The organism is Streptomyces sp. NBC_00568, assembly GCF_026341855.1.
In the GTDB taxonomy this organism is placed as follows: domain Bacteria; phylum Actinomycetota; class Actinomycetes; order Streptomycetales; family Streptomycetaceae; genus Streptomyces.
Genome location: NZ_JAPENW010000001.1, coordinates 4,215,946 through 4,233,367, shown reverse-complemented (window position 1 = coordinate 4,233,367; position 17,422 = coordinate 4,215,946). Strand labels below are relative to the sequence as shown.

General features: G+C 71.0%; 15 protein-coding genes and 1 tRNA gene. 11 read left to right on the top strand and 5 right to left on the bottom strand.

Annotation, left to right across the window (positions count from 1 at the left end):
* Nucleotides 1–134 precede the first annotated feature (134 nt).
* The 4 genes from OOK38_RS18485 to OOK38_RS18470 all read left to right on the top strand — a co-directional run bounded on the left by OOK38_RS18485 (nucleotide 135) and on the right by OOK38_RS18470 (nucleotide 2,884).
* Nucleotides 135–1,376, top strand: coding sequence for a helix-turn-helix domain-containing protein (locus tag OOK38_RS18485; RefSeq protein WP_266759062.1), 1,242 nt, complete (start codon nucleotides 135–137; stop codon nucleotides 1,374–1,376).
* Between the two features lie 133 nt (nucleotides 1,377–1,509).
* Nucleotides 1,510–2,112, top strand: a complete 603-nt coding sequence (gene orn, locus OOK38_RS18480) for an oligoribonuclease (protein ID WP_266759064.1) — start codon at nucleotides 1,510–1,512, stop codon at nucleotides 2,110–2,112.
* A gap of 109 nt (nucleotides 2,113–2,221) precedes the next feature.
* A tRNA-His gene (locus tag OOK38_RS18475) sits at nucleotides 2,222–2,294 on the top strand.
* Nucleotides 2,295–2,389: 95 nt separating this feature from the next.
* Nucleotides 2,390–2,884: a GNAT family N-acetyltransferase gene (locus tag OOK38_RS18470; protein ID WP_266759066.1), complete on the top strand. Its 495-nt coding sequence runs from the start codon at nucleotides 2,390–2,392 to the stop codon at nucleotides 2,882–2,884.
* Nucleotides 2,885–2,886: 2 nt separating this feature from the next.
* Here the strand turns inward: OOK38_RS18470 and OOK38_RS18465 are convergent, their stop codons facing one another.
* The gene (locus OOK38_RS18465; RefSeq protein ID WP_266759068.1) at nucleotides 2,887–3,735 is read right to left on the bottom strand and encodes a serine/threonine protein kinase; all 849 of its coding nucleotides are present in this window, start codon (nucleotides 3,733–3,735) and stop codon (nucleotides 2,887–2,889) included.
* Nucleotides 3,736–3,813: 78 nt separating this feature from the next.
* Nucleotides 3,814–4,869, bottom strand: a complete 1,056-nt coding sequence (locus tag OOK38_RS18460) for a LacI family DNA-binding transcriptional regulator (protein WP_266759070.1) — start codon at nucleotides 4,867–4,869, stop codon at nucleotides 3,814–3,816.
* Between the two features lie 388 nt (nucleotides 4,870–5,257).
* Between OOK38_RS18460 and OOK38_RS18455 the strand changes: the two genes are divergently transcribed.
* The 4 genes from OOK38_RS18455 (at nucleotide 5,258) to OOK38_RS18440 (ending at nucleotide 10,051) form a co-directional block, all read left to right on the top strand.
* The gene (locus OOK38_RS18455; RefSeq protein ID WP_266848596.1) at nucleotides 5,258–6,583 is read left to right on the top strand and encodes an ABC transporter substrate-binding protein; all 1,326 of its coding nucleotides are present in this window, start codon (nucleotides 5,258–5,260) and stop codon (nucleotides 6,581–6,583) included.
* Nucleotides 6,580–7,608: a carbohydrate ABC transporter permease gene (locus tag OOK38_RS18450; protein WP_266759073.1), complete on the top strand. Its 1,029-nt coding sequence runs from the start codon at nucleotides 6,580–6,582 to the stop codon at nucleotides 7,606–7,608. The genes OOK38_RS18455 and OOK38_RS18450 overlap by 4 nt, the downstream gene beginning before the upstream one ends.
* A complete protein-coding gene (locus OOK38_RS18445) occupies nucleotides 7,605–8,516 on the top strand; it encodes a carbohydrate ABC transporter permease (RefSeq protein ID WP_266759074.1) in 912 nt (303 codons plus the stop codon). The genes OOK38_RS18450 and OOK38_RS18445 overlap by 4 nt, the downstream gene beginning before the upstream one ends.
* A 104-nt stretch (nucleotides 8,517–8,620) precedes the next feature.
* Nucleotides 8,621–10,051, top strand: coding sequence for a GH1 family beta-glucosidase (locus OOK38_RS18440; protein ID WP_266759076.1), 1,431 nt, complete (start codon nucleotides 8,621–8,623; stop codon nucleotides 10,049–10,051).
* Between the two features lie 319 nt (nucleotides 10,052–10,370).
* On the opposite strand, the gene OOK38_RS18435 is transcribed toward OOK38_RS18440, so the two are convergent.
* Nucleotides 10,371–11,429 (bottom strand): TetR/AcrR family transcriptional regulator, encoded by a 1,059-nt coding sequence (locus OOK38_RS18435; RefSeq protein ID WP_266759078.1) that lies wholly within the window; start codon nucleotides 11,427–11,429, stop codon nucleotides 10,371–10,373.
* Between the two features lie 139 nt (nucleotides 11,430–11,568).
* Between OOK38_RS18435 and OOK38_RS18430 the strand changes: the two genes are divergently transcribed.
* The gene (locus OOK38_RS18430; protein WP_266759080.1) at nucleotides 11,569–13,806 is read left to right on the top strand and encodes an MMPL family transporter; all 2,238 of its coding nucleotides are present in this window, start codon (nucleotides 11,569–11,571) and stop codon (nucleotides 13,804–13,806) included.
* Here the strand turns inward: OOK38_RS18430 and OOK38_RS18425 are convergent.
* Entirely contained in the window at nucleotides 13,789–14,214 is a 426-nt protein-coding gene (locus OOK38_RS18425; protein WP_266759082.1) for an ATP-binding protein, read from the bottom strand. The genes OOK38_RS18430 and OOK38_RS18425 overlap by 18 nt on opposite strands.
* 242 nt (nucleotides 14,215–14,456) lie before the next feature.
* On the opposite strand from OOK38_RS18425, the gene OOK38_RS18420 reads away from it, so the two are divergent.
* Both OOK38_RS18420 and OOK38_RS18415 read left to right on the top strand, forming a co-directional pair.
* Nucleotides 14,457–15,338, top strand: coding sequence for a helix-turn-helix transcriptional regulator (locus OOK38_RS18420; protein WP_266759084.1), 882 nt, complete (start codon nucleotides 14,457–14,459; stop codon nucleotides 15,336–15,338).
* Nucleotides 15,339–15,352: 14 nt separating this feature from the next.
* On the top strand, nucleotides 15,353–15,556 hold the full coding sequence (locus tag OOK38_RS18415) for a DUF397 domain-containing protein (RefSeq protein ID WP_266759086.1): 204 nt from the start codon (nucleotides 15,353–15,355) through the stop codon (nucleotides 15,554–15,556).
* A gap of 228 nt (nucleotides 15,557–15,784) precedes the next feature.
* Here the strand turns inward: OOK38_RS18415 and OOK38_RS18410 are convergent, their stop codons facing one another.
* Entirely contained in the window at nucleotides 15,785–17,272 is a 1,488-nt protein-coding gene (locus OOK38_RS18410) for a cellulose binding domain-containing protein (RefSeq protein ID WP_266759087.1), read from the bottom strand.
* Between the last annotated feature and the right edge of the window lie 150 nt (nucleotides 17,273–17,422).

Here is a 17,422-nt window from a genome sequence, read left to right as displayed (position 1 = left end):
ACTGGTCACCTTGGCGCCACGGGACACAGTAGATTCGATCTTGTCTTACGGCGGGGGACTCGTGCAGGACCGAGGGGAAACGTGCAGGAGCGACACAACCGAGGAGCCGCGACCACCGAGGGGGGCTTAGCAGGATGAGCCACGACTCCACTGCCGCGCCGGAAGCCGCGGCCCGGAAGCTGTCCGGGCGACGCCGCAAGGAGATCGTCGCGGTGCTGCTGTTCAGCGGCGGCCCCATTTTCGAGAGTTCCATACCGTTGTCGGTGTTCGGGATTGACCGCCAGGACGCCGGCGTGCCGCGCTACCGCCTTTTGGTGTGTGCCGGCGAGGAAGGCCCTCTGCGGACCACAGGGGGCCTGGAACTCACCGCACCACATGGCCTGGAAGCGATCTCCAGGGCAGGCACGGTGGTCGTGCCCGCCTGGCGGTCGATCACCTCGCCACCACCGGAGGAGGCGCTCGACGCACTGCGCCGCGCCCACGAGGAGGGCGCCCGGATAGTCGGACTGTGCACCGGCGCCTTCGTGCTCGCTGCGGCCGGTTTACTGGACGGCCGTCCGGCGACCACCCACTGGATGTACGCACCGACCCTGGCCAAGCGCTATCCGTCGGTGCACGTCGACCCCCGCGAGCTCTTCGTGGACGACGGCGACGTGCTGACATCGGCGGGTACGGCGGCCGGAATCGACCTCTGCCTGCACATCGTGCGGACGGACCACGGCAACGAAGCGGCCGGTGCGCTCGCCCGGCGGCTGGTGGTCCCGCCGCGGCGCAGCGGCGGCCAGGAGCGCTATCTCGACCGGTCACTGCCGGAGGAGATCGGTGCCGACCCCCTCGCGGAGGTCGTCGCCTGGGCGCTGGAGCATCTCCACGAGCAGTTCGACGTCGAGACACTGGCGGCGCGCGCCTACATGAGCCGCCGCACCTTCGACCGCCGGTTCCGCTCGCTCACCGGAAGCGCTCCCCTGCAGTGGCTGATCACTCAGCGCGTCCTGCAGGCGCAGCGCCTCCTGGAGACCTCCGACTACTCGGTCGACGAGGTCGCGGGCCGCTGCGGCTTCCGTTCGCCGGTGGCGCTGCGGGGTCACTTCCGGCGCCAGCTGGGTTCGTCCCCGGCGGCGTACCGGGCGGCGTATCGCGCCCGCAGGCCACAGGCCGACCGCTCGTCGGAGCCGGACGGACCGGCGGGCCACGTCGGACCGCCACCGTCGGTGCACCACGAGCACCCGGGCCCGGTCCCGATGCAGACCCGCCGCACCGCGGCGGCCGGCGCCCTGGGCGCGGCGGCGTCGCTCTCCGCGGAGGCGATGCGGGAACGCCCGGAGCTGTACGTCGCGGGCAGGCCGAGCCTGCCCGGGCAGCGCAGCGCGCCGTAGCGGGCGACAGGAAGACGCGCGGGGCCCGCACCTTCGGGTGCGGGCCTCTTCGCACGTGGGCCCGGCCCCTGAGCGACCCGGCGGGGCGCACGGGCGGGTCCACCCGACCGGGGCGGGCCGTAGGGTGAGACACATGAACGATCGCATGGTGTGGATCGACTGCGAGATGACCGGACTCTCGCTGTCGGATGACGCGCTCATCGAAGTGGCCGCACTGGTCACCGACTCGGAGCTGAACGTGCTCGGCGAAGGTGTGGACATCGTGATCCGCCCGCCGGACGCGGCCCTGGAGACGATGCCGGACGTGGTGCGCCAGATGCACACGGCCTCCGGTCTGCTGGAGGAGCTCGCCGGGGGTACGACCCTGGCGGACGCCGAGGAGCAGGTCCTCTCCTACGTACGTGAGCACGTCAAGGAGCCGGGCAAGGCCCCGCTGTGCGGGAACTCGGTCGGCACGGACCGCGGCTTCCTGCTGCGCGACATGCCGACGCTCGAGGACTACCTCCACTACCGCATCGTGGACGTCTCCTCCGTCAAGGAGCTGGCCCGCCGCTGGTACCCGCGGGCCTACTTCAACAGTCCGGAGAAGAACGGCAACCACCGCGCGCTGGCCGACATCCGCGAGTCCATCGCCGAACTCCGCTACTACCGCGAGGCGATCTTCGTCCCGCAGCCCGGCCCCGACTCGGACACCGCCCGCACCATCGCGGCGAAGCACGTCCTGCCCGCCGAATAGGCCTTTGACGGGGCCCTGATGGGCCCCGGAAAAAGGCGTGCGCGAGCACCCCTTCAGACCCTGTACACTTTTTCTCGGCCGGTCAGGGAAATCCCGAAGACCGGACGCGGTGGGTGTAGCTCAGTTGGTAGAGCACCTGGTTGTGGTCCAGGTGGCCGCGGGTTCAAGTCCCGTCACTCACCCTGAGTAATCAGCCGGTGACCTGTTGAACAGGTCACCGGCTGATTGCGTTCCAGGAGACATCGGTCCGCTGTCAGCGGGCGGGACGGGGGTGGTGATGGAGGCCGGGAACACCTCGCGGCTCGATCTCGTGCCGCTGCGGGTCGAGCACGCCGAGGAGATGGCCGAGGTGCTGTCGGATCCGGCGCTGCACACGTTCATCGGCGGGGAACCGTCCACGCCGCAGGCGCTGCGGTCGCGGTACGAACGCCTCGTCGCGGGGTCCCCCGATCCCGCCGTGCTCTGGTGCAACTGGGTGTTGCGGGAGCGTACGGAGGGATTCCTGGTGGGAACGGTCCAGGCGACCGTCTCGGGAGACGTCGCCGAGATCGCCTGGGTGGTGGGCACGCCCTGGCAGGGGCGGGGATACGCGGTGGAGGCGGCGCGGTCGCTGGTCCGCCACGTGATCCGCGCCTTCCCCGTCCGCACGGTCGTGGCCCATGTGCACCCCGCCCACCACGCGTCCGCCGCCGTCGCCGCCGCCGCGGGGCTCTCCCCTACCGGCACCGTCCAGGACGGCGAGGTCCGCTGGGAGCTGACCGTACGGCGGTGACCTCACCTCTCCCGGGCCCCTCCGGCCCCGTCCCGGGTTCCGTCGGCGGCGCGCCACGCCGCCGCGAAGCGGTGCACGTCGGGGAATCGGTCGTCCGGCGCGGGAAACGTGGCGCGTTCGACGACCGCCAGCTGCCGCCCGGTCCCGCGCCAGGCGCGCTCCTCGTCCCCCGCGTCGAGCAGGAGGCGAGCGGCGCGGCCGAGGGTGAACACGGTCGTACGGGTGTCGATGACGGCGCCGCGGACGAACTCCTCGGGGGCCATGAAGCGGCGTGAGCCCGGCAGACGTTCGCCGTCGAGGACGAAGGGGCCGGGCCGGTACTCGTCGAGGTCGATGAGATGGACCGCTCCGGCGGCGAAGTCGTAGAGCAGCGCCCCGTCGTAGAAGTCGACGGCCACGTGGCCGGCGGCCTCCACGGCGAGGTGGGCGTCGAGGACCCGGTCGAAGGCGCGCAGGACGGCGGCGGTGGGCAGGGACCGGAAGCGGGACATCGGGCTGCCCGGGCTCGTACGGTCACGGGGTCCACCCACGGTGGCGTGGTACAGCACCTCGCCCGAGCGCCAGGGCATGACCACCGCCCAGCCCCCGCGCACGGCGATCCGGTGGACCTGCGGCACGATCGCCGTGTGCCGTACGGCCCGGTGAAATGCCCATCCTCGGTCGAGTGACCGGCGGCCGCGTTCGTTGACCGCCTCCTTGACGAACCACCGGGCGCCGTCGAGCAGCCGCACTCCGTACGACACACACCCCGAGTCCTGATCCCCGAACACCCTGAACACCTCACCCACCCGGCCCAAGTACGGCTCCACGGCGGGCACTTCATCGACTCCGAGCAAGGGGTGGAGGACCATGGACGCCAGCCTGCCCTACCCGGCCGCCCCAGGAGGACAGAAGCCGCAGACCAGACGTTCCCCGTGAAGCCGGGCGCCCTACGACGACGCCCGCACCACCAGTTCCGCCGGCAGCACCAGCTGGCGCTTCTCCAGGCCCCGGGAGATCGCGGGACGGCGGTCCGCTATCTCACCGAGGAGGAGGTCGATCATCGCGCGGCCCATCTCCTCGATGGGCTGGCGGACGCTGGTCAGGGGCGGGTCCATGTGGCGGGCTATGGCCGAGTCGTCGTAGCCGATGAGCGCCACGTCGTCGGGGATGCGGCGGCCGCTCTCCCGCAGGACCTGGCGGGCGCCCGCCGCCATCACGTCGGAGCCGGCGAAGACGGCGTCGAGATCGGGGCACCGCTCCAGGAGCAGGGACATGGCGCGCCGGCCCCCTTCCTCGGTGAAGTCGCCGGGGACGATCAGCCGCTCGTCCACCGGGCGGCCCGCGTCGAGCAGGCCCTGCCGGTAGCCGTCGACGCGGCGCTGGGCACCGTAGACGTCCATGCGGCCGGCCAGGTGGGCGATCGAACGACGGCCCCGGGCGATCAGGTGCTCCACGGCCGCGCGCCCGCCGCCGTAGTTGTCCGAGTCCACCGACGGAAGCGTCTCCTCCGCCGAGCGCCGGCCGCTGATCACCGCCGGGATCTCCAGCTGGGAGAGCAGGTCGGGGAGCGGGTCGTCGGCGTGCACCGAGACCAGCAGGACGCCGTCCACGCGGTGCGCCGCCAGATACTGGGCGAGGCGCTGGCGCTCCCGGTCGCTCCCCGCGAAGATCAGCAGCAACTGCATCTCGGTCTCGGAGAGTTCGGCACCGACACCGCGCAGCATGTCCGAGAAGTACGGTTCCGCGAAGAACCGGGTCTCCGGTTCGGGGACGACCAGGGCGATCGCGTCCGTGCGGTTGGCCGCGAGGGCGCGGGCCGCCGTGTTCGGGACGTACCCGAGCTCCGCCACCGCCGCCTCGACCGCGGCACGGGTCGCGTCACTGACCCGCGGGGAGCCGTTGATCACCCGGGAGACCGTGCCACGGCCCACTCCGGCGCGTGCGGCCACCTCTTCGAGGGTCGGCCGCCCGCCGCTGCGGCCCCGCGCTCCGTGGACTGCCATGGGCTCCGCCTCCCGTCGACACCAAGTGGCCTGGAATGTAACAGCCTCACCCGTGGAGGCGAGCGCCACTGGGCCGCCACCCCAGGAGCCCTTGTCGCACCGGCCGCTCGTCTTCGGAGGCCGAACAAGCTATAAGACTCTTCTGGCCATGTGGCGGAATGACATCTTCAGCTAACAGGCCGATAACTGAACGCATCTCTCCGCTCCCCCACCCTTGACACCCCCGCTGGAACCGACGACTCTTCAACACATCACCTGTGGGAGCGCTCCCACAGTACCTGACACATACACATCCCGCACGTTCCCCGCCCGAGCCGCAGCGAGAAACAACGGGCGCCACCAATGCAGTTGGCCGGGGGGTCGGCACGTCAGGCAACAGGAGGACGCAATGCGCACGAGTACCCGCCGGTCCCGCAGGCTGGGGGCCATCGCGGTCGTCGCCGCGCTGGCTACGGGACTGCTGGCCGGCTGTTCCAGCGACCCGGACGACGGCTCGTCGGACGCGAACAACGGTGGAAGTGGCAAGGGCAAGACGACCCTGACCATAGGCACGTTCGGCGTCTTCGGCTACAAGCAGGCCGGCCTCTACGACGAGTACCAGAAGCTGCACCCCGACATCACGATCAAGGAAAACGTCACCACCCGTACCGACGTCTACTGGCCCAAGACCCTCACGCGCCTCCAGGCCGGTTCCGGTACCGACGACATCCAGGCGATCGAGGTCGGCAACATCACCGAGGCCGTCCAGACGCAGGCCGACAAGTTCGTCGACCTCGGCAAGGACGTCGACAAGTCGCAGTGGCTGGACTGGAAGACCTCCCAGGCCACCTCCAAGGACGGCAAGACGATCGCGCTCGGCACCGACATCGGTCCGATGGCGATCTGCTACCGCAAGGACCTGTTCGAGAAGGCCGGCCTGGAGACGGACCGCGCCAAGCTCGCCGAGCAGTGGAAGGGCGACTGGTCCAAGTACGTCGCCGTCGGCAAGGACTACATGAAGAAGGCGCCGAGCGGCACCAAGTTCGTGGACTCCGCCTCCTCGGTCTACAACGCGGCGCTCGGCGGCGAGAGCGAGCGGTACTACGACAAGGACGGCAACGTCATCTGGGACAAGTCCTCGGGCGTGAAGAAGTCCTGGAACGCCGCGATGACGGTGGCGACCAGCAACATGTCGGCGAAGCTGAAGCAGTTCGACCCGACGTGGGACCAGGGCTTCGCCAAGGGTTCGTTCGCGACGGTGGCCTGCCCCGCCTGGATGATGGGCTACATCCAGGAGAAGTCCGGTGACGCGGGCAAGGGCAAGTGGGACGTGGCGGCCGCGCCGACCGCGGCCAACTGGGGCGGTTCGTTCATCGGCGTGCCGACGGCGGGCAAGCACCAGAAGGAGGCCGTCGCACTGGCCAAGTGGCTGACGGCGCCCGAGCAGCAGGCGAAGGTCTTCGCCAAGCAGGCCAGCTTCCCGTCGACCCCGGCGGCGTACGCGGACCTGAAGCCGGCCGCCGCCACCACGACGTACTTCTCGAACGCGCCGATCACGCAGATCTTCGGCGACTCGGCGAAGACCATCCCGGTCCAGTACTTCGGCACCAAGGACCAGCCGATCAACACCGCGATCTCCGACGTGGGCATCCTCCAGGTCGAGCAGAAGGGCAAGTCCCCCGACCAGGGCTGGAACGCGGCAAAGGCTGAGGTCAAGGACGTGCTCGGCCAGTGACCAGCTCCAAGCAGGCTCTCGCGCACCCCGCGACGAGCGCCGACGCCGCGCCCGGCTCCCAGCCGGGCGCGGCCCGGGGCGCTCAGGGTCGCGGTACGCCGCCGCCGGGCCCCGGTTCCTGGCGCAGCCGGCTGTACCGCTGGGACATGAAGGCGTCGCCGTACGCGTTCATCTCCCCCTTCTTCGTCATCTTCGGGGCCTTCGGGCTCGTGCCGCTGCTCTACACGGCCTGGTATTCGCTGCACAACGTGCAGCTGTCCGGCCTGGACCACCAGACCTGGGCCGGCCTGGACAACTACACCAACCTGCTGTCCTCGGAGTTCTTCTGGAACGCCCTGGGGAACACCTTCACCATCGGCGTGATCTCCACGGTGCCGCAGTTGCTCATGGCCATCGGGATCGCCCACCTGCTCAACTACCGGCTGCGCGGCTCGATCATGTGGCGGGTCGTGATGCTCGTCCCGTACGCCACCTCGGTGGCGGCGGCGACGCTGGTCTTCACGCTGCTGTACTCGTGGGACGGCGGCATGGTCAACTGGCTGCTGCACTTCGTCGGGGTCGACCCGATCAACTGGCGCGAGTCCGACTGGGGCGGTCAGTTCGCCGTCTCCTCGATCGTGATCTGGCGGTGGACCGGCTACAACGCGCTGATCTACCTCGCGGCGATGCAGGCGATCCCCGCCGACCTGTACGAGTCGGCGGCTCTCGACGGCGCGGGCCGCTGGCAGCAGTTCCGCCACGTGACGATCCCCATGCTGCGGCCGACGATCCTGTTCACGGTGGTCGTGTCCACGATCGGCGCGACGCAGCTGTTCGGTGAGCCGCTCCTGTTCGGCGGGGTCAGCGGTTCGAAGGGCGGCTCCGCGCACCAGTACCAGACGCTCGGCCTGTACATGTACGACCAGGGCTGGGGCATCGGCAACCTCGGCAAGGCGTCAGCGATCGCATGGACGATGTTCCTGATCCTGCTGATCGTCGCCGCGATCAACATGCTGATCACCCGACGGCTGAGGAAATCCCAATGACCACGACTGAACTGACTGCCCCTCAGGCAGAGGCGAAGACGACCACGGGCGCCCGGGGCCCCGGACGCCGCCGGGTGCTCGGCGCGGGCAAGCAGATGCACGCGGGTCCGGTCACCTATGTCGTCCTGACCGTCTTCGCGCTGGTCTCGCTCGCTCCGCTGGTCTGGACGGCCGTCGCGGCCTCCCGCAACAACGTGCGGCTGGCGCAGTCGCCGCCGCCGCTGTGGTTCGGCGGGAACCTGTTCAAGAACCTCCAGGCCGCGTGGGAGCAGGCCGGGCTCGGCACCGCGATGGTCAACTCCACGATCGTCGCCGGGACCATCACCGTCGGTACGGTCGTGTTCTCCACGCTCGCCGGGTTCGCCTTCGCCAAACTGCGGTTCAGGTTCTCCGGTCTTCTGCTGCTGCTGACCATCGGCACGATGATGATCCCGCCGCAGCTGGCCGTCGTACCGCTGTATCTGTGGATGAGCGACCTGGGCTGGTCCAACCAGCTCCAGACGGTCATCCTGCCCACCCTGGTGAGCGCCTTCGGTACGTTCTTCATGCGCCAGTACCTGGTGCAGGCCCTGCCCTCCGAGCTCATCGAGGCGGCGCGGGTCGACGGCGCGAACAGTCTGCGCGTGGTGTGGCACGTCGTCTTCCCGGCGGCGCGGCCGGCCATGGCGGTGCTCGGCCTGCTGACGTTCGTGATGGCCTGGAACGACTTCCTGTGGCCGATCATCGCCCTGAACCAGCAGAACCCGACCGTGCAGGTCGCTCTCATGTCGCTGGGCACCGGTTACATCCCCGATCAGGCCGTGATCATGGCGGGCGCGCTGCTCGGCACGCTGCCGCTGCTCATCGCCTTCCTGCTGTTCGGCAAGCAGATCGTGGGCGGGATCATGCAGGGCGCCATCAAGGGCTGACCGCCCTTCCGGGGGCCGGGTCACCGCCGCCTCGGCCCCTCCGTCCCGCCTCTCCTCCCCTCCTCCAACCCGTCGGTCTTCACGACCCCCTTGGGAGCGCTTCCATGCCTGAGTCCGTAACGCCCGTGACTTTCCCTCCGGCCTTCCTCTGGGGCGCGGCGACCTCCGCGTACCAGATCGAGGGGGCGGTACGGGAGGACGGCCGCACACCCTCGATCTGGGACACCTTCAGCCATACACCCGGCAAAACGGCCGGCGGCGAGCACGGTGACATCGCTGTCGACCACTACCACCGCTACCGCGACGACGTGGCCCTGATGGCTGAGCTCGGGCTGGGCGCGTACCGCTTCTCGGTCTCCTGGTCGCGGGTGCAGCCGACCGGCCGGGGCCCCGCGGTCCAGCGCGGCCTCGACTTCTACCGGCGCCTGGTCGACGAGCTGCTGGCGCACGGCATCAAGCCGGCCGTCACCCTCTACCACTGGGATCTGCCGCAGGAGCTGGAGGACGCGGGCGGCTGGCCCGAGCGCGAGACGGCGCTGCGTTTCGCCGAGTACGCGCAGATCGTGGGCGAGGCGCTGGGCGACCGCGTCGAGCAGTGGATCACGCTGAACGAGCCCTGGTGCAGCGCCTTCCTGGGGTACGGCTCCGGGGTGCACGCCCCCGGCCGGACGGACCCGGCGGCTTCGCTCCGCGCCGCGCACCATCTGAACCTGGCGCACGGACTGGGCACTTCGGCGCTGCGTTCCGTGATGCCGTCCCGCAACTCCGTCGCGGTGAGCCTCAACTCCTCGGTGGTCAGGCCCGTTTCGCAGGACCCGGCGGACCTCGACGCCGTCCAGCGCATCGACGACCTGGCCAACGGTGTCTTCCACGGCCCGATGCTGCACGGCGCCTACCCGCAGACCCTGTTCGCGGCGACGCGGTCGGTCACCGACTGGTCGTACGTCCAGGACGGCGATCTCACGGCGATCCACCAGCCGTTGGACGCGCTCGGCCTCAACTACTACACGCCGACGCTGGTCTCGGCGGCCGCCGCGCCCGCGGACGGTCCGCGCGCGGACGGCCACGGCGCCAGCCCGCACTCCCCCTGGCCGGGCGCGGACGACGTCGCGTTCCACCAGACCCCGGGCGAGCGCACCGAGATGGGCTGGACGATCGACCCGACGGGCCTGCACGACCTGATCATGCGCTACACCCGGGAGGTTCCGGGTCTGCCTCTGTACGTGACGGAGAACGGCGCCGCCTACGACGACAAGCCGGACCCGGACGGCCGCGTCCACGACCCCGAGCGCATCGCCTACCTGAACGGCCATCTGTCCGCCGTGCACCGCGCGATCGCCGACGGCGCGGACGTCCGCGGCTACTACCTCTGGTCCCTCATGGACAACTTCGAGTGGGCCTACGGCTACGGCAAGCGCTTCGGCGCGGTCTACGTCGACTACGCGACCCAGATCCGCACCCCGAAGTCGAGCGCCCACTGGTACAGCCAGGCGGCCCGCACGGGGACGCTGGCACCGGTGACGCCCGCCGAGTAGGCCCACCCAGGGACACGGGGGACACGGGGGACACGGGGGACACGGGGGAGGGGGCGCGGCACCCGAGGGGGGTGCCGCGCCCCACCGCGTCCCGGTCGGCCGGACGGGCTCCGCCTGCGGGTCCGGGCTCCGCCTGTACCGGTGCGGGACCGCGCGTACGAGCGCGGGCCACCGCGCTCACGACCGTCGCCGGGCGGCGAGTCCGCCACGAACGGCCGTCGACTGCACGGCTCCTGAGCAGCGAGCCCCACGGCAGGAGCGCCGATTCCGCGACCCCGGCCGACAGGCCCCGCACGCGGGCCCGCAGGCCTCGCGGTGCCTACCGGATGAGTCCCGCGACGATCGCGGTCAGCGTCCGGTCCACCACCGCGTCGCGCTGGTCCGGGGGCAGCAGGGCCAGCGGGCCGTCGAGGATGAGCAGCGACAGACCGTGCACGGTCGACCAGGCGGCCACCTCGGCGGCGGGGCGGTTCTCCTGGGCCATCCGGCCCGTCGCCACCAGGGTGTCGAGGGTGTCGGAGAGTTCCCTGAACGCGGCGAACTCCGCCCCGGCGTCGGGTGCTTCGAGGCCGGTGAAGTCCCTCTCCTCCGCCGCCGTGGTGCGGCAGAAGGCGGTGCGGTAGAGGCCGGGGTGCTCGATCGCGAAGCGGACGTAACCGCGGCCGATGGCCTCGGTCCTGCGCACCGCCTCCTCGCCCGGGTCGTCGGCCGCGGGCAGGGCGCGGACGGCGTCGGACATCGAGGCGGCGAGCGCCCGCTGACCGTGGATCTTCACCTCTTCCAGCAGTTCCCCCTGCCCCTCGAAGTGCCGGTAGGCGGCGGTGGGCGACACCCCGACGCTGCGGGCCGCCTCCCGGAGCACGACCCGTTCGGGGCCGCCCTCCGTCGCGAGTTCGACCGCCGCCTCGATCAGGGCGTTGCGGAGGTCGCCGTGGTGGTACCGCGACCGGCCGCCACTCGTCCGCGTCCGGGCACCCGCCCTCCCCCGGCCACCCGCACCGGACCCACCGTCCCCACCGAGGCCGATGTCGCCACCCGCACCGGAAGGCCCGCCGTCCGCACCGGACCCTCCGCGACCAGCGCCGCGGTCCGCTTCGGAGCCACCGCCGCCACCCGCACCCGAACGGCTGCCCCCACCGGACCCGCCACCCACGCCGGAGGCGCCGTCCCCACCGGAGGAGCCATCGCCCCCCGCACCCGAGCCGCCGTCCTCACCGGAGCCACCACCCACGCCGGACCCACCGGCACCACCCGCACGGGAAGGGCCGACGTCCGCACCGGAGCCACCGTTCACGCCGGAGGCGCCGTCGCTCCCCGCGCCGGACCCGGCGCCCACCTCACCGCCGGTGTCCGCCCTGCCGTCCGTGATCGATTCCATGACTCCATCCTGCCCGAATCAGTGGTCCCGCCCGCCCCCGTCCCGCCTTCCACCATGTCGCCGAACTTTTAAAGTTGACGCCGTTAACATCGTATGCCATCGTCGATGTTAATGGCGTAAACATCCGGAGGCGATCACCGTGTTCGACCGCATCGCGCAGCTGGCCCTCCATCGGAGCCGGCTCCTGCTCACCCTCACCGTGATGGCCGTGGTCGCCATGGCGGCCGTCGGGCTGGGGGCGTTCGGCAAGCTCCAGAGTGGCGGCTTCGAAGATCCGAGCGCGCCCTCTGCCCGCGCGCAGGCCGTCATCGACGAGAAGTTCGGCGGCGAGAGCAACCTCGTCCTGCTCGCGCGGTCCGACGACGGCGGGGCCATCGGCTCCCCCGCCGCGGAGCGCGCCGGGCACGACCTGACCGCCCGGCTCAAGGCCGAGCCCGCCCTGTCGAACGTGATCTCGTACTGGGACACCGGCGCCTCCGCGCTGACCTCCCGGGACGGGAAGCAGGCCCTCGTGCTGGCCCACGTCAAGGGCGACGAGACCGAGCAGGGCGACAACGCGTCGGCGGTCATCGACCGGTACACCGGCGACCGGAACGGGCTGACCGTACGGGCGGGTGGCGAGGCCGCGGTCGGTGACGAGGTGCCCACCCAGGTCGCCAAGGATCTCGCGGTGGCCGAGTCCATCGCCGTACCGCTGATCCTCGTCCTGCTGGTGATCGCCTTCGGCAGTGTCGTCGCGGCGCTGCTCCCGCTGGTCATCGGGCTGATCGCGATCGTCGGCACCTTCGCCGAACTCTTCGTCCTGGGCAGCCTCACGAGCGTGTCGGTGTTCTCGATCAACCTCACCACCGCGCTGGGCCTGGGCCTCGGCATCGACTACGCGCTGCTCATGATCAGCCGGTTCCGCGAGCATCTCGCGGAGGGGGCCGAGGTCCCGGACGCCCTGCGGCACACGGTCCGCACGGCCGGACGCACCATCACCTTCTCCGCCGCGACCGTCGCCGCCGCGCTCGCCGCGCTGCTGGTCTTCCCGCAGTTCTTCCTGCGCTCCTTCGCCTACGCGGGCATCGGTGTGGTGGCCGTCGCCGCCCTGAGCGCGCTGCTGGTCATGCCGGCACTGCTCGCCGTGCTGGGCCACCGTGTCAACAAGGGCCGCCTGCCCTGGGCGAAGACGGTGCGCAGCGCCGAGGCCCCGCTGTGGGCCAGGCTCTCCCGCACGGTCATGCGCAGGCCCGCCCTGACCGCGCTCCCCGTCCTGGCCGTCCTGCTGCTCGCGGCCTCCCCGCTGCTCGGCGTCACCTTCGGCACCCCCGACGAACGGGTCCTGCCCGAGAGCGCGCAGAGCCGGCAGGTCGCCACCGCCGTGCAGAGCGACTTCACCGGCAGCGACGAGTCGGCGGTGCAGATCGTGACGACCGGTCCGGTGTCACCGGGCGAGCTGAGCGCGTACGCCCTCACGCTCTCGCGGCTCGACGGCGCGGCCCGCGTCGAGACCTCCGCCGGCACCTACACCGACGGCCGGTCCGGTCCGCCCGGCCCCGCCGCCGCGGCGCTCGGCCGCCCCGACGCCCAGCGGATCACCGTCGTCACGGGCCTGACCCCCAAGTCGGATGAGGCCCAGGACCTGGTCGAGGGCGTACGGGCCGTCGACGTGCCGGGCAGGAGCGAGGCGCTGGTCGGCGGCGGTGACGCCCGGCTGGTCGACTCCAAGTCCTCGATCGCGGACCGGCTCCCGGCCGCCATCGGCCTGGTGGCGGGCAGCACCTTCCTGATCCTGTTCCTCTTCACCGGCAGCGTGGTCCAGCCGCTGCGCGCCCTGGTCCTCAACGCGGTCAGCCTCACCGCGGCCATCGGCGTCATGGTGTGGATCTTCCAGGACGGTCATCTGTCCTCCCTGCTCGGCTTCACGCCGCAGCCGATGGACACCTCGATGACCGTGCTGATGTTCTGCATCGCCTTCGGTCTGTCCATGGACTACGAGGTCTTCGTGACCAGCCGCATCAAGGAGCTCCACGACGCGGGCGCCGACACCGAGACCGCGGTCACCAGTGGGCTCTCGCACACCGGACGGATCGTGACCATGGCCGCCGGGCTGCTCGCGGTGAGCTTCTTCGCCTTCGGCACGGCTCACGTCAGCTTCATCCAGATGTTCGGCCTCGGCAGCGGTCTGGCGATCCTGATCGACGCGGTGGCCGTACGAGGAGTGCTCGTCCCGGCCGCCATGCGGCTGCTGGGCCGCGCCGCCTGGTACGCGCCGAAGCCCCTGCGTGCCGTGCACGGACGGCTCGGCCTCAGCGAGGGCTCGTCCCCCGCGGACTCCCCCGACTCCCCCGAGGACAGGTCCGCCGACCCGGGACGGTCACCCGCCGAGGTCTGACCGCCCCAGCTCGAACCAGGTCGCCTTGCCCCGCCCCGGCCCGCGCCCGCACACGCCCCAGGCGTCGGCACGGTTCGAGATGAGCTGCATCCCCCGGCCCCCCTCTTCATCGGGGCCGGGGATACGCAGGTCGGGAAGGCCGGGCGCCTCGTCGTGGACGAGGACACGCAGGCGACGGGGGCCGGCCCATCCCGCGTGCAGGGTGACGGGGGTCGGGCGGCCCCGGCCGGCGGAGGCCTTGATGGCGTTCGTGACCGCCTCGGAGGTCAGAAGCACCGCGATGTCGGTGAGCTCGGGCCGGTGGGACACGGCCAGGAGGGTGCGGACGGTGTCCCGGGCGGTGCGGACCCAGACGGGGTGGGGCGGGAAGACGAGGGAGACGTCGGTGGGGCGTCGTTGATCCTCCATCGGAGGGGGCTCCTTCGGGTTGCGCGCGACCGCGGTGAGCCAGGCCCCGGTTCCTCAACTCCGTTGAGTCCGGGCGCACTTCCGCGGGGGCGCGGGGGCGAGGTGGATCGCCTCGACCGTAGGGAAATGTTTTCCTCCGACGCAAGCATCTCCCGCCGATGTCACCCACGTGAGTGACGTGGAGACAGGTCGGCGACCCGCGGACGCCGAGATCGGCAGACTTCTCCGCGAGGAGGTCGGCCATGGCACCCAGGAGCAACCCGAGCGAGCGCCAGCGCAGGCTCGGCGCGGAACTGCGCGGACTGCGCGTCCGCGCCGGGCTCTCCGGCGAGCGCGCGGCGGCCATCCTCGGCGCGGACCGCGCCCGCATCAGCAACATCGAGACCGGACGCATCGATGTCTCGCGCAACCGCCTGCACAAGGTTCTCCAGGAGTACGGCTGTCCGCCCGGGGCCTACTTCGACGGGCTGATGGCGATGGCCCAGGAGAACGGCAAGGGCTGGTGGGACGAGTTCAACGACACGATCGGGCCGGGGGCCCGGGACCTGGCGGAACTGGAATCCCGGTCGACGGTGCTGCGGACGCACGAGCCCCTGGTGATCCCCGGGATGCTCCAGACCGAGGAGTACGCCCGCGCGGTCCTGGAGGCCACCGAGAGGGACCGCCGACGCGCCCACCGCTACGCCGAGTTCCGCCTGGCCCGGCAGCGCGTGCTCACCGGCGACTCACCGGTGACGTACCGGGCCGTCATCCATGAAGCCGCGCTGCACACCCAGGTGGGCGGCGCCGCGGTCATGCGCCGGCAACTGCTGCGGCTGATGGAGATCTCGCGGCTGCCCAACGTCGCCGTACAGGTCTACCCGTTCGAGGCCGGGATCTACTCGGCGCACTCCCAGTCGTTCGTCCTCCACGGAAGCACCGCGCCCGAACTGGACACGGTCTACCTGGAACACCCGACGCACTCCCTCTTCCTCCGGGACGCGAACCATCTCGATCAGTACACGAAAATGTTCGAGCGGCTGTCGGAGCTGGCGCTGGCGCCGGTCGACCCCGAGTCGACACCGGAGTCGCACGCGTCCCGTGACTCACTGAGCCTGGTCCAGCACGTCATGTACGCCCTGTGAAAGGAACCTCCCGCATGCCCCGACTCATCTGGCAGAAGTCCTCGTTCAGCACGGGCGGCGAGGGCAACTGCGTGGAACTGGCGGCAGCGGTGTCCGGTCGCATCCACCTCCGCGAGAGCGACCGGCCGGGCGACATCGCCACCTCCACCCCCCATGCGGTGGCCGGCCTGCTCCACATGCTCAAGGACGGCTCCTGGGGGCCTGGCCAGGACCGGTGAGCAGGGGTCCGGGCCGTGTCCGGGAGGCGTTCACCGGACACAGCCCAGGTCTTCGGCCCGCTACGACGCCCCGGCCGGGTGGGGGGTGGAGAGATCCGGCCGGGGCGCGCAACCCCCGTTTCGCGATGGCTGGTCGGGCCCATCGGGCTGCTCGAGCCGCTCGGGCTTTCGCACCTGCTGGGCCGATGGGGGTGATGGGGGTGATGGGGCCGCTTGAGCCGGTGCGGGCTACTTGAAGGCGCCGAACGCCTTCGAGAAGGCGCCCTCGCTCTGGACGATGGAGCTGCACACCGCGTCGGCGGAGTTCTTGGCGCCGCCGGCGCACTGCTTGTCACGGGTGGCGGACCACATGGAGAGCCAGCCGATGCCCTTGGACTGCGCGAAGCTCACCAGCTGCGAGGCGTCGTCGACCTTGAAGATCTCGGACGCGACGTCGTTGACGCCGATCATCGGGGTGATGGCGACGGACTTCCACGCGGCGCTGTCGGACAGCCCGAGGACGCTCTTGACCTGCGCCTGCGTGGCGGTCGCGGCCTGCTCGGCGTAGGTGCCCATGTCACCGCTGTACGCGGGACCGTAGTCCATCGCCATGATGTTCACGGTGTTGATCTTCACGCCGTTGGACTTGGCGTTGGAGAGCAGGTTCACGCCGTCCTGGGTGAGGCCCTCCGGCATGACCGGCAGGGTGAAGGAGACGTCCAGGTTCGGGTGTTGCTGCTGGAGCTTGGCGATGGCCTTGGCGCGGGTGGTGTTCGCGGCCGTGTTCGGCAGCGCGCCGCCCTCGATGTCGAAGTCGACCTTCGTGAGCTTGTAGGCGTCCACGGCCTTTCCGTACGCCGCCGCCAGCGCGTCGGCCGAGGAACAGGTCGTGGCCAGCTCCGTGCCGGAGGCTCCGCCGAAGGAGACCCGGACGTCGCCGCCCTTGGCGCGCAGCGCGCCGATCTGTGCCGCCACCGCGTCACTGGCGAGGTCGCTCACCCCGCCCCACTTCGGCGTGCAGCCGCCGCCGTCGGTGATGAACGCGAGGTTGTAGTTCTTCACGCCGGTGGCGTCGGCGGACTTGACCAGGTCGAAGGCCGGGTAGAGGGAGGTGTCGACGTAGGGCGCGAAGCCCGCGCTCGCCGTGCCGCCGCTGCCGGAGCTCTGCGAGGGAGACGCGGTGGCGGTGGGCGTCGCGGTCGCGGTCGGCTTCGGGGTCGCGCTCTGCGAGGCGGTGGCGGTCGGGGTGGGCGTGGCCGTCGGGGTGGCGGAATTCGTCGGGCGGCCGCTCGGCTCGGGCGTCGCGCCGTCGTCCACCGAGCACTTGGTGCTGTCGATGAGACAGCCCGTCGGGTTCGCGGTGCCGTTCACGACGAAGCCGACGGTGACGGACTCTCCGGCCGCCAGACCGTCCTTGTCCCAGGACGGGGGCTTCACGGTGACGTGCTGCCCGCTGACCGTCGACGTGGCGTTCCACAGCGAGCTGAGCTTGTCGCCCGACGGCAGGTCGAACTCCAGCGTCCAGTCCGCCTTCGTCCGGTCCGTGTCGTTGGTGACCACGTACTGCGCGGTGTAACCCGTGGACCAGTCACTGGTCCTGGTGTACGCGGCACCGACGCTCGCCGCCTGCGCGGTACCGGTGAACAGGAGGGCGCCACCACCGACCACGGCCGCCGCGACGACGCCGCCTATCGCCTTGTTCCTGCCACTGACCTTGCGCCGGTGCGTACTGCTCATCGCGTGCCTGCCTTCGCGGATTCACGGGGGTTCGCTGGGGACGTCCCAGGGAGTGCGGCATCACGCTAGCGACCCGGAATCGGTCAAACCGGTTCATCCGGACGGAGATCGAGGAACTTAGGGTGCGCTTAAGGAAGGCATCGGGAGCGG